At 38.7% G+C, this 12,705-nt stretch carries 10 protein-coding genes and 1 pseudogene; 2 read left to right on the forward strand and 9 right to left on the reverse strand.

Annotated elements, in window-relative coordinates; translation table 11 throughout:
* Positions 1-261 precede the first annotated feature (261 nt).
* From AB3Y96_RS09160 to AB3Y96_RS09200, 9 genes and pseudogenes are all read right to left on the reverse strand, one after another.
* Positions 262-637 (reverse strand): annotated as a pseudogene (locus AB3Y96_RS09160) (tyrosine-type recombinase/integrase); the annotation flags it as partial.
* 165 nt (positions 638-802) lie between these two features.
* Positions 803-1,885 (reverse strand): acyltransferase family protein, encoded by a 1,083-nt coding sequence (locus AB3Y96_RS09165; RefSeq protein ID WP_367299021.1) that lies wholly within the window; start codon positions 1,883-1,885, stop codon positions 803-805.
* 796 nt (positions 1,886-2,681) lie between these two features.
* A complete protein-coding gene (locus tag AB3Y96_RS09170) occupies positions 2,682-4,541 on the reverse strand; it encodes an acyltransferase family protein (RefSeq protein WP_367299022.1) in 1,860 nt (619 codons plus the stop codon).
* 429 nt (positions 4,542-4,970) lie between these two features.
* Positions 4,971-6,170: an acyltransferase family protein gene (locus AB3Y96_RS09175; RefSeq protein ID WP_367299023.1), complete on the reverse strand. Its 1,200-nt coding sequence runs from the start codon at positions 6,168-6,170 to the stop codon at positions 4,971-4,973.
* The gene (locus AB3Y96_RS09180) at positions 6,116-6,760 is read right to left on the reverse strand and encodes an acyltransferase family protein (RefSeq protein ID WP_367299024.1); all 645 of its coding nucleotides are present in this window, start codon (positions 6,758-6,760) and stop codon (positions 6,116-6,118) included. Before AB3Y96_RS09180 ends, AB3Y96_RS09175 begins: the two co-directional genes overlap by 55 nt.
* Before the next feature lie 695 nt (positions 6,761-7,455).
* Positions 7,456-7,902: a VOC family protein gene (locus tag AB3Y96_RS09185; protein ID WP_367299025.1), complete on the reverse strand. Its 447-nt coding sequence runs from the start codon at positions 7,900-7,902 to the stop codon at positions 7,456-7,458.
* A 609-nt stretch (positions 7,903-8,511) separates the two neighbouring features.
* Positions 8,512-8,772: a DUF2545 family protein gene (locus AB3Y96_RS09190; protein WP_072307392.1), complete on the reverse strand. Its 261-nt coding sequence runs from the start codon at positions 8,770-8,772 to the stop codon at positions 8,512-8,514.
* A gap of 119 nt (positions 8,773-8,891) precedes the next feature.
* The gene (locus tag AB3Y96_RS09195) at positions 8,892-9,236 is read right to left on the reverse strand and encodes a GlpM family protein (protein ID WP_367299026.1); all 345 of its coding nucleotides are present in this window, start codon (positions 9,234-9,236) and stop codon (positions 8,892-8,894) included.
* A gap of 128 nt (positions 9,237-9,364) precedes the next feature.
* The gene (locus AB3Y96_RS09200) at positions 9,365-9,589 is read right to left on the reverse strand and encodes a DUF2594 family protein (RefSeq protein ID WP_072307394.1); all 225 of its coding nucleotides are present in this window, start codon (positions 9,587-9,589) and stop codon (positions 9,365-9,367) included.
* A 605-nt stretch (positions 9,590-10,194) separates the two neighbouring features.
* Here AB3Y96_RS09200 and uvrY point away from each other — a divergent pair.
* Positions 10,195-10,851, forward strand: a complete 657-nt coding sequence (gene uvrY / locus AB3Y96_RS09205) for a UvrY/SirA/GacA family response regulator transcription factor (protein ID WP_025801666.1) — start codon at positions 10,195-10,197, stop codon at positions 10,849-10,851.
* Entirely contained in the window at positions 10,844-12,676 is a 1,833-nt protein-coding gene (uvrC, locus tag AB3Y96_RS09210; RefSeq protein WP_072307395.1) for an excinuclease ABC subunit UvrC, read from the forward strand. Before uvrY ends, uvrC begins: the two co-directional genes overlap by 8 nt.
* Positions 12,677-12,705 lie beyond the last annotated feature (29 nt).

Raw genomic sequence — 12,705 nt, forward strand, 5'->3', positions numbered from 1 at the left:
CGGGCGTTGCATATTAGTGTCATGTGAGGGGAGAGAGCATTTTCGTAGATCATCAGATGAGTGGCCGGCGGTAATTCTCTGGGGCAGATATGGGACTCACTGTGTTTTCATGCATCTTCAATGGCTTTACAACTTTTCCGTCTTGGGGCGTGTGAGCGGCGGAAGATGCGGTAAGTCACTGGTTTAAAAGGCAGTTCTACTCACTCTTAATCAATTGGCGGGGGGACGAACCCGCCACGACCCACCAACAAATTCAATTAGTTACATCACTTCTTTCAGTTCCACCATCTCCCCTTGTGTCGTATTTGTGCCGTAAACTCCAAAAACAACGTCGATTTTGTTAGCGTGCTCCGTTAGATGATTAGGTGACAGATGTGCATATCTGAGAACCATTTCTACAGACTCCCATCCACCCATTTCTTGTAGTGCGGAGATAGGAACGCCAGACTGAACTAACCAACTTGCCCATGCGGAGATCATGAAAACGTAAGTCTTCTATACCAGCCCTCTTGAGTGCCGATCGCCATGCTTTATTGCTATCGACTCGCATTTTGCGTAACTTCGGAGCAACTTCACCGCTAGGTCGAATGCGGGAATCCTCATGTACGAATACCCACCTGTGATATTTACCAATCTGACAATCAGTATCAGCTAGGGCTGGTGTTGAGTGCTGTAGTGCTAGTTATTACAACAGGGTATCTTTTATGGGGGCAGTGTTCATAAATAAACTCAATAACAGCAATAATCCAAATTTATTTGATGGTTGCCATGTGACAACCATTAAATTAAATTTGGATAAAAACTACTTTGTTAATATATTTAAACTGTTTCTTTTTGCTATCTTCATAAACGGTACCTCTATATATTTATTTGTAATATGCGATGTAATAATAGTAACGATAATCGCGCTTATAATAAATGTGTTATTAATAAATATATTTCCAAAGTCAATTACTCTGGCGCTCCCTTCATAATGGCTGAAATTCACACCAACAGCTTTACCGATTAATATTGATAATAAGACAAATGCATATAATACAAGTGCATGAGTTAAATAGATTGAATAAGAAAGTTTTCCTATGTATTTTAAAAGTCTGTTTATTATTATCTTTGAAATAATCCCAGCATCATGACTAAATACTACTATTGTAATGAGGAAACTAGCGGCCACACAAAAGTATTTGTAACTATAATCCTGACTAACAGCAAAATAACAAATTATTATCATAGGCAGTTCCATATATGGCAACGCTCTAATCTTATCTCTGAAATAAAATGCTAATGCACCCAAAGGGATACCAGTCATGCCTCTAATTATGTCATTTGGATATGATGCTCCGTGTTGATAAAGCGATATGGGAATTGAAAATAATAAAAAGGCAAACGATGATGACTTATAAAATTTCCCTGAAATCAGGATCCACAAAATAATGTACATATAAAATTCAATGCTTATACTCCATGATGGATAAAGGAATCCATCACTTTTTACCCACGAAAACCACGCCTGAGTTAAAGTGTAATAATAAGGTATAAACTCAGGGGACGAACCTCCGGTGAGTGGAGTAGCCCCAAATTCGATGCCTAGTTTCTTATGGGCTATGTATTTTAAAATTTCAGTTAAAATTGATATTGTCATTAATATGAAAAAAAGAGGGTATATTCTAAAGAAACGACTTGTTATGTATTCCTTGAATGTGTTAGAGCTATTTGTGTATTTCATTGCTATAACAAAACCACTTAGGATAAAAAAGAAATCTACAAATATAAATGCATTTCTTGAAATTGATAACTCAGTAATCGTGCCTGATACTCTTATATGAAAAAACATTACTAAGATTGCGCAAATACCTCTAAAAATGTCTAAGGATTCAATTCTTTTCATTTTAAAATGCCAGTCTATTTTAATTAATGGTGATGCACATGACTTGCCAAGAAGCAAACTATAAGGCTAGTCTGCTAGTGAAATTACTATGCAAATACAAATGATCTCTGTAATAGATAGTAGTCTGTTAGCCCTGAGGAAAACATACTATGCTAGTGTAGCACTTGAGAGGCATGTGATCAGCTATTGAACGCATGCTTTCTTTGTTAGTGAGAGTACTATTGTGCGATAAATGAATTAGCTTAAACTAGCAGCTACGTTATTAAAGGCGTATACCATTAGTCACCATTTTCTATCGTTCTAAATTTACTTTTCGTGGCTAGCAACTCAATAGTTGTAGCTATCCAGTTGTTGTAGATGATTACCTTAACTTTGTAGCTGGCATCTACTAGTGTGGTAGAGGATAGGAAAAATTATTTTTAGTCGATGGGTTTTCTTTTTGGTTGAAGCAGTAATTCTCAATTTTTTGTGCACTTATCCTTTCCTACGATTTTTGTATTGCGACCTACGCTCTGTTCTATTAAGTCTTAGTCAAGAAAGCAAGCGTTCTGCCTTTAGTGACAGACGGGTTTGTGGGGTGATCAAGATAGTCGTAAATTTAAGGTTAATTTCCATTTTTGTGTTATTAGGCGGGGCTGGTGGTATGTGCTAGCCGAAAGTCGTGGCATTTTTTGCAAAGGTATTATAAGAAAGCACAAAAGGGTCTTCAGGTAAGAGTTTACTCAAAAAATTTAGCAATGACGTAACTTTTTTGGCTAGATAGACATGGTTATGAATCCATGCCTATCTAGTATTATTAATTTTTCATTGCATTTATTATATATTGAGTGTACTTATTGGCACCATATTTAGTTAAATGCGGTCTGATAATCACTGGCTCGCCATTTTCAATAATTGTGCAACTATCGTTTTTGCACTGTTCATCTTTGATAGATATAAACTTAACGTTGTGATATTTTTCTGTAACTCTTGATAAAAGAGCATCTAAATTTACTTTTGACTTCGTCAGATCCCTCGAACTACTCTCTGATACTGGGCATTTTCCTGAACTTAGCATATTGGATATAAAATTTGATTTTAATCCAATATTATTTAAGATGCATGTATAAGGGTTGTAACTAGGCTGGTGATATGTTCCGATAATGTAAATTCTTCTATTCTTGTTTATTGATGCGAGCTCTGATATAAAAGTCTCTACTTCTTTTTTTGCATCATCATATCCAAGTTCACCTAAATAAATATCCCATGACTGTGATATTAATAATGGCGTATTTGTATCGCTCGTTAGTTTTTTCTTTAGTAAAAATTTCATTCGTTGGCAGCTAGGACTGCCAACATATTTTGATGATAGCATCGATACATTGCAAGATTCGTTTGCATATACATCAAAGCTAATCCCACGTTGTTCCATGGCTTTGACATACATCAGCGCGTAGCTATCTCCGGTTAATATATACTGTGGAGAACCATTTGCATGATTTATCTCAATTGGATTGTTTTGGATATTCCTGTATTGCATCCAAGGATTATAATATAAGTTATAATCACTCGCTCTCTCCTGCGCTTTTTTATCAACCCTAGATCCTATTCCATCTATTGATACAACCTGACAAGCAGCAATTACTATAATATAGAAAGGGAGTATATGTATAATCTTAGCTCTTCTTTTTTCAATAAGATGGTAAGATATAAATGATAGTATGAATGTGATAATAATAAATGATGGGAATGATAATACTTCATTTAGTTTTCTAGCGAAAACTAATACTGGCCAATGGAAAAGATATAACGAGTAAGACAAGCTTCCAACTTTCTGTGAAAAATAATTACCTAGAAGCCATTCTTTATCGTTTCTTATAGAGAGAACTAATGCTGTAAATATCACTGGTAATGCGGCGTAAAAGCTAGGCCATGGCGTTTTACTGCTGAAAATCCAAATTGAAGATAACACTATAAAAATAGACGAATAAAAAACAATCCGTTTTATTTTTACTGAGGCTTTCAATGGGAATAGATAAGCTAGACCCCCGGCCATCATTTCCCAGCCTCTTGTGTGAATCATAAAATAAGATTCACTTGCGTTAGTTTTTGTTATGTAACATGAAAGAATAAGAGATACCAAAAACAATGAAAGTATAAAATGTTTTAAATGGGTTTTTCCAATGAAAATAGAGGCCAGCAAAACTATTACAGGATAGATAATGTAGAACTGCCACTCAACAGAAAGAGACCAAGTATGAAGCAAAAACTTTTCCAATGAATCAACATCAAAATAACCTGATTCACTAAAATAAGTTATATTTGATATAAATAGCAATGAGTCTCTAGCATGTTTTCCTATTTTTTGATAGTCATATGGTTCAATTATAAAATAGGCGATAAAAACAACTATTGAAACCATTAAAGTTAGCGCTGGTATAATTCTTTTGCACCTTGCTGCATAGAATTTTATAAGAGAAAAACTCCCACTATCAATCCCTCTGTAAATTATTGATGTCATCAAATAACCAGAGATAGCGAAAAATATATCTACACCAACAAACCCAGCAGGCATCCATGTAGGATTGAAATGAAATACCATTACGGCGATGACAGCTAAAGCCCTGAGACCGTTAATGTCATACCTGAAGTTACTGCTTAATTTTTCCATTTTCATATAAATTATATAGTTAGAATTACCATAAGTTTATCATCTGGAGAGCATCTGATCAGCTATTGATCGCATAGAACCCTCAGTAATTAGGGTGTCATCGTGTGAATTGTTTATGTTTGGCTGTTTATTTACAAATTTTTATTTCCTTTAAAGGCTCTCCATCCTCTTGAGTCAGACTATATCGATAAGCCTATAAGTTTTGATTAAGTGTATTGCTCTAGCACTGATGTACTCAAAGGTGTTCTACTTGTTATAGATAGTTTAAGAAAACTGGTTTCGCATCTCTTTGAATACTGGTTTTGGGGTTTAGAGTTCACAAAGCTTAGTAAAACAGATAAAAGCATCACTACCAGCCCTTTCCTAGTGATGCCAATATACATGGAGATATAAATGACCGCGCAATCACTGAGCTGTAGCCATCATTTTTACATTTTATATATGTGGTATTATTTTATCTGCTCCATATTGTGTAAAATGATCTTTATCGAACATGAAAGGGATCCCTGATTTTGATATCATTTCGTTTTCGTTAAACAACTCGTAGACATTAATATACGGAATCCCTTCCTCTTTTGAATAGTTAGCTAAAAGGTCATTGAAATCCGTTGTTTTTTTATCGATGTGAAGCTTGTATTCAGTGGGGTCGCTTTTTATCGCTACCTGATAAAATGGCGATTTAAAAACTGGTGTTTGACCAATGATGGATAAATTATCAGTGATAGGTTTAAATTTTTGAGTAATTAATGATATACCAACTTTGGCATCGTGAGGCCCTGCAGTTAACCAATAAGCCGAGACAATAACCTTATCGAATTTTTTGTCTTCAATATAAGTATCATAAATGTAATTCATCATATCAGTGCATCTGCTGGCACCTAGCGAGTTGGGCCAAGGATGACATCCAGATGCGGTAGCTTGAATAATGTTATATCCGGGATAGAGGTTTTTAATTGCTAGCGAGTATTGTGCCGCATGGCTATCACCAATGAGAAGTATGTTCTTCTTGTTAGGTTCATATTTTAAGCATCCATCCTTATCGAAATCATCAAATGATTTGTTAACACTTGTCAAAAAACATAAATGGGGTTTAGCTCCAAATTGTTTTTCTGATTGAGGAGAACCACCATAATTTTTATACGAGTATAACTTTTCAATTTTTTTATTCATAAAGTAGTTGGCTGGAGCTGCTAATGAATAAAATACTATAGGCGCTATAACTAAAATCTTAGTGTTATCTCCGTTGAATCTTTCAAGGAATCGGTGAGACAAATGGGCTAAAACAAACGAAGCGAGAATTGATAGCGTTATAGTTTGTGGGCTAAATTCAATTTCATTATTTACTAAATAATAGAATACAATCCAATGCCAAAGATATAGAGAGTAAGATATTGTGCCAATGTATTGAAAAATAAAATTCTTAAGTAGACTTTTCGAATTATCTACTTGTGAGTAGATAATAAGACCAGCACCAAGAACTGGCAACGCTGTTCTGATATCAGGCCAGTTTTGTGGGTTTGCTAAGAAAAATAATGAATAAAATATTAATATAAGTCCAGAGATCTCAATTACTCTTGGGTTTAGTTTTTTTGTTGCGGCAATAGTGAAATTAAAGCCCCAAACAATAACTCCCAAGACCTGCTAGCAATTCCATAAAACGACGTATTTTTATCCTCACTATAAAAGTATAGGCAGAAATACAATGATATTGTGAAAAGAACAATGTAAAGTGCAATTAAACTACGTTTCCCAAATATTTTAAAGTACAAGAAGGTAAGTATTGGGAATAGTATGTAAAACTGCCATTCAACAGATAACGACCAAGTGTGTAGCAACCATCTGCTATCTGAAGATACATCAAAATATCCGGAATTGTACATGTAGAAAATATTTGATATGAACAAAAGCGCATATTTTGACTCATTGAAAAAATCAGTCGATATAAATGGAGAACCAGTAAAGTATAAAAACAGATATGTTATTGCGATTGTTGAAAATAATGCTGGATATATTCTCGAAAATCTGCTTTTGTAAAAAGAATATATCCCAATAAGCCCTGTGTCTAATTTTTTTAGATATATTTTAGACATGAGAAATCCAGAAATAACAAAGAATATATCAACGCCAGAAAATCCACCGTTCAATAATGGTACTTTAAAATGAAATAAAACAACCATCATTACAGCTAAGCAGCGTAGTCCATTTATATCATATCTGAAATTCATCTTTGTCTCGTTTAATCAACCAATAAAAAAGTAGCACCAAAAAATGCTACTTGAACTAAACCAATAAATAAACCAAAAGGCGAGCGATATTTTATCAGTATCGTAACCATATATCCACAAGCAGATAGTTGTATAAATATTCACTGATTAAATTATTTGTTCAATATATGAACTGAAGTCGCCCTGTTTACGGGAGTGTGGTCGTTGCTGGGGCGTCCTGTGCCGATTGTTATTGAAACTACAGCCATTTAGCTCATGCTGAAAACTACAATGACGTGAAGTTTGTTGCTGAAGATGGAGGATTCGATGCATGTGGCTAATGACATATCGGTGAGCATGTTTGATCCTAACTCGTGTATGTGGGGTAACGAGGACAATCGTTGAGCACTCGATAGTCGGCTAGGCTTCGGCAATTCTCTGTGTTGTTTCTGTGTAGCGGCTGTTGGATATGACAAATAATTAGTATGGTATGACGCCGCGAGAATGCAGTAGCTGTCTTTAGAATTAATCGGGCATTAGCTTTTGGCTACAATTTAATCAATGGGGCGGCGACTTGAGCTCACCACGGTCCACTGAGAAACCCAAAGGCTTGCGATAACTCGCAGGCCTTGTTTATTGGGCCGTGCAGCAGCGTTTTCCCAGGAAAACGTCTATTTGCTTTTATATCACAATGGTGACGAGCGGAAACATGTTTTCTAGATCTTCTGTGCAATGTCCCAAATAAAGCCAAAGGGATCTTTCACGCGTGCTTTTAAATCACCCCAGAACATTTCTGCTGGTTGACTCAATATGGTGGCTCCGGCTTTTTGCATACCATCCACTAGCGCTACTGCATCATCAACGTACATATAGAAAATGAATGGTGTCGAAGAGCCAGATGTTTGTGGGCTGCTTAAGTCAGAGTCCCAGCCTTCCTTATTAATCGTAAAATTCGTACCACGGTAGCGAATACGAGCAAACAGTAACTCACCATCGTCCCCCTCAAGTTCGGCAATCGCCACCATGCCCATAGCATGAGTATAAAAATCAACGGCTGCGCTGACATTGGGAACGTTAAGCGCGGTGGTTAGCCAAGTGAGGCCCATTCCTTCCCACGGATGTGTACGATCTTCAACATTGTTGAACCAGATGAGTTTATCCATTTTTGTTTCCTTCAAAAATTAGCTGTTCAATATTTATATGTAGGCGTTCATCCATTGAAGCGTTATCGCCTACAACAACGATATTCTATCGAGCTCAAAAAAATAATACTGTATATAAAAACATGTAAAAGGTTACTTTTTGTTGCTAGATTTGTCTGCTTTTTTTAGCGGATGATGAGTAATCCTAAGTATGAAAGCGTATCAAGGGAATTCATCGTTTTTTGTTCATAGAGCGTTTAGTCGGCTGTCTATATAGTGCGTTGGCGTTCATATAAAGAGCTAACGCCGCGAAAAGCGAGCGCCGGAGATAAGCGCCGGATTGAACGTTGTTTATTGATGCACAGGCTGTCATTTCGTAAAGAGAGCATCTATTAGTTAACTAATGACGAAGTGCAATAGCAATAATTGTTAATTATAACATACGGTATTATGACATAGTGATTTGGCCCCGTTAAAGAGCTAACGCCACCGAGAGTGAGTGCCGGAGATAAGCGCCGGGATGGGGCAGAAGTTAATAAAATAAGGCCACCGAAGGGTGGCCTTATTTTTTGTATGTGGCAAATCTAAAACTCATTTCAGCCGAAATTTACCATAGTAATAATATTCCTTTTATTCATCACCATTGTGTGTTCCATAGCTAGTGGTAAATACGATTAACGCTCCTGCAATAGGTGCTAATAAAGTGGATATTCCTGCAGTGAGTTCGGCGCCATCAGAGATATACAATGCTCCGAAGTAAAGAGCAGCAGCTAGGATCGCCATGCCAAGGCCGCTGAGTACCGCGTACATTGCACCTCGGCGAGAATATGCAAACAAACTAACGGTAAGGATGGCGAGTAACAGGATAACAAATCCGTAGAGGGGTTCCATCGTCAAGCTCCTTTAGCTAAGTTTCCTGTTTACATGATGGCTTTTAATTTGCATCAAAACATTAACCTTAGTCATGAGATGTTTGATTTTATTGACGATAAAAAATTTAGTGTAGGTCATCACCCAACGCCGTGAAATTTATTCCACAACGTCACAAGGGCCCAAGCAGAGCCAACCCAGCAAAATACGGCGATAATGAGGGAAAATGAGAGGCGCAAATGCGCAATCAGAAAATAGAGGGATAAAAGATAGATAAAGTAGGGGATGATAGCCCATATGCCAAAGATGATGGTTGAGCGCAACGCTTCAATAGAGCGTTCTGTACCAACGATGTAGTGGGCAATAAGAGCAAAGGTAGGAAAAAGAGGAATTAAGCCAGCAATATAGTAGTTTTTACTTTTAGCCAAAATAGCAATCAGCAAAACGACTGATGCACCCAATAATGCTTTGAACAGCAATCCCATCTTCAGCCACGCTCATTTTCATATAATTACGCATTATCATTGCATAATAAAGCAGGGCGAAAAACTATATCAATACAGAACAGCATAAGATTTGGCCTACAGCGCGGTGTAAGCCAAATCTAGGCAGATTATTGGCGGTAGGCGTGTTTAATCTGGCAAATAGCGTGCTTGAAAGACTCTGACTGAGAGGCATCTTCGAGCTGGGCCGCAAATTTTTCCATGTTAATAATAACTTTACCCGCATCGGCTTGGCCCATGGCTTTTAACATGAAGGTCAGAGTGGCTTTTAAGCACGCGACTTCATTGGCCAGAGATTCGATAGTGGATTCGGTTGAGAAATCTACGTTGCTCATATTGTACCTTTAGTGGTGTGTTTTGCCCTAAATGCATTTAAATTGGTCAGCGCATGGGAAGAACTGTTCATCAAGGGCGGATTTTTTAAGCCCAAGAGTATACCACAGGTTAGAAACTTTGAGGATGGATGAGCACGATTGCTTTTATCAAATCATCGGTTTAACTTTTATCTGCTGATGAGTTAAATAGTTTCAATCGGTTAATGTTTGTTCTGGGTGAGTAAAATATATTCAGATTGTTATTGGTAATAATAGATTTCATTACCAAGACGATATTTTCGGTTGGAGACTGTACGCGTGTATAGCAAAAAAACTATTAACTTCACGACTTGTTTACGTTTAATTATACAAAGATATTGTTAATGTTGATTTATTATTAACTTATTGATTTTTTTGTATATATTTTCACGTAATCTTCTTTCTTATTCACTAATCATGCAGTTTTTTCACATGAGAATGGTTGTGAAATAGAAAACTGTATCTTCAAGAAGATAAAATCAGTATTAAGCGATTAAACTATTCATTCTTGCTAAAAAAAACAGTATTATCGAAGCCTACTGGCAATAAAAACATGTCATTAATTCCTTCTTTGGGGAGACTTTTCTTTGATCAGCGTTCTTCTTGTTGATGACCACGAACTGGTGCGCGCAGGGATTCGACGCATTCTTGAAGATATCAAAGGGATCAAAGTTGTTGGTGAAGCACAATGTGGCGAAGATGCTGTCAAGTGGTGCCGCAGTAACAGCGCAGATATCGTATTAATGGACATGAATATGCCAGGCATTGGCGGGCTTGAGGCGACGCGGAAAATATTGCGTTATAACCCCGATGTCAAAGTCATTATGCTAACGATTCATACGGAAAATCCGCTGCCGGCAAAGGTTATGCAGGCGGGGGCGTTTGGGTATTTAAGTAAAGGTGCCGCGCCGCAGGAAGTGGTGAACGCGATACGGGCCGTTCATTCAGGGCAGCGTTACATTGCGTCTGACATTGCACAGCAGATGGCCCTGAGCCAGCTGACGCCGCAGACAGATTCGCCGTTTGGTTGCTTATCCGAACGCGAACTCCAAATTATGCTGATGCTTACTAAGGGCAGCAAAGTGACGGAGATTTCTGAACAGCTCAATTTGAGCCCGAAAACGGTAAATAGTTACCGCTATCGTATGTTTAGCAAACTCAATATTAACGGTGACGTCGAGTTGACTCATTTAGCAATTCGCCATGGATTGTGCAATGCAGAGAACCTGTTAAACAGTGACTGAACGTTTTGATTCTGTAGAGTTTCTAAAAACGGTGACCAATCAGCCCGGCGTCTATCGTATGTATGACGCCACTGAGACGGTTATCTATGTCGGCAAGGCCAAAGATCTCAAAAAGCGTCTATCGAGTTATTTTCGCCAAAATGTGGGAAGTCGCAAGACGGAAACGTTGGTTAAAAATATCGCTCAGATAGATGTTACCGTAACCCATACGGAAACAGAGGCTTTGCTGCTTGAGCACAACTATATAAAGCTTTATCAGCCGCGTTATAACGTATTGTTGCGCGATGATAAATCCTATCCTCTTATTTTCCTCAGCGCTGACAACCATCCACGGTTATCCATTCACCGTGGGGCAAAGCATGCGAAAGGGGAATATTTTGGCCCGTTCCCTAACTCCTATGCAGTGCGTGAAACACTCGCACTTTTACAGAAGCTTTTTCCTATTCGCCAGTGCGAAAATAGCGTCTATCGCAACCGCTCACGCCCTTGTCTGCAATACCAAATTGGTCGTTGTTTAGGACCCTGTGTCAAAGGTTTGGTGAGCGATGAGGAATATGAGCAGCAGGTAAACTACGTTCGCTTATTCTTGTCCGGCAAAGATAACCAAGTGCTCGATTCACTTGTTGTTCGAATGGAAGAGGCTAGCCAAGCGCTCAAGTTTGAAGAGGCCGCCCGGATCCGGGACCAAATTCAGGCGGTAAGACGCGTTACGGAGAAACAGTTTGTTTCTGGCAACAGTGATGATCTTGACGTTATTGGTGTGGCGTTTGACTCGGGTATGGCGTGTGTACATGTACTCTTCATCCGACAGGGTAAAATATTAGGCAGCCGTAGCTATTTCCCTAAAGTACCCAGCGGGACTGAACTGAGCGAAGTGGTGCAAACCTTCGTGGGGCAGTTTTATTTGCAAGGCAGCCAAATACGTACGCTACCAGGCGAGATTTTGCTCGATTTTTCGCTGCCTGAAAAAGATATTCTGTCTGACTCTATTTCAGAGCTTGCTGGCCGCAAGGTTAATATTCAAACACGGCCGCGAGGCGATCGCGCTCGCTACCTAAAATTAGCGAAAACCAATGCGCAGACGGCATTGATCACGAAACTTTCTCAACAGTCGACTATTCATCAGCGGCTGACTGAGCTTGAGAAAGTGCTGCATCTGTCTGATATTCGTCGTATGGAGTGTTTTGATATCAGCCATACTATGGGTGAAGAAACCGTTGCTTCTTGCGTCGTCTTCGATCAGCACGGACCGGTTCGTTCTGAATATCGACGCTACAATATTACCGGTATTACGCCGGGTGATGACTATGCGGCGATGAATCAGGTATTGCGCCGACGCTATGGCAAGGCGCTTGAAGAAGATAAAATTCCAGACGTTATTTTTATCGACGGCGGTAAAGGTCAGTTAGGGCAGGCAAAAGATGTTTTTGCTGAACTTGATGTGCCTTGGGATAAAAACCGGCCTTTATTGCTGGGTATCGCGAAGGGCAGCGATCGTAAAGCGGGTTTAGAAACGCTTTTTTTGCAACCGGAAGGGGAAGGCTTCTCATTGCCGCCTGATTCTCCGGCGCTGCACCTGATACAACATATTCGCGATGATTCCCACAATCATGCGATCACGGGTCATCGTAAGAAACGTGCAAAGGTGCGCAACACCAGCTCTCTTGAAACTATAGAAGGCGTTGGGCCAAAACGTCGTCAAACGCTTTTGAAGTACATGGGTGGTCTACAGCCTTTGATGAATGCAAGCGTGGAAGAAATTGCAAAAGTGCCAGGTATTTCACAGGCTTTGGCAGAAAAGATCCACAATGCATTGAAACACTAGGGGCATTGTAGCAACATACAAATAATATC

Source organism: Hafnia alvei, assembly GCF_964063325.1.
Lineage (GTDB): Bacteria > Pseudomonadota > Gammaproteobacteria > Enterobacterales > Enterobacteriaceae > Hafnia > Hafnia alvei_B.

Bases quoted from the DNA above. Each gene is read 5' to 3' on its own strand.
- AB3Y96_RS09165 (WP_367299021.1), bottom strand. From the start codon at position 1,885: ATGAAAAGAATTGAATCCTTAGACATTTTTAGAGGTATTTGCGCAATC.
- AB3Y96_RS09170 (WP_367299022.1), bottom strand. From the start codon at position 4,541: ATGAAAATGGAAAAATTAAGCAGTAACTTCAGGTATGACATTAACGGT.
- AB3Y96_RS09180 (WP_367299024.1), bottom strand. From the start codon at position 6,760: ATGAATTTCAGATATGATATAAATGGACTACGCTGCTTAGCTGTAATG.
- AB3Y96_RS09185 (WP_367299025.1), bottom strand. From the start codon at position 7,902: ATGGATAAACTCATCTGGTTCAACAATGTTGAAGATCGTACACATCCG.
- AB3Y96_RS09190 (WP_072307392.1), bottom strand. From the start codon at position 8,772: ATGGAACCCCTCTACGGATTTGTTATCCTGTTACTCGCCATCCTTACC.
- AB3Y96_RS09195 (WP_367299026.1), bottom strand. From the start codon at position 9,236: ATGGGATTGCTGTTCAAAGCATTATTGGGTGCATCAGTCGTTTTGCTG.
- AB3Y96_RS09200 (WP_072307394.1), bottom strand. From the start codon at position 9,589: ATGAGCAACGTAGATTTCTCAACCGAATCCACTATCGAATCTCTGGCC.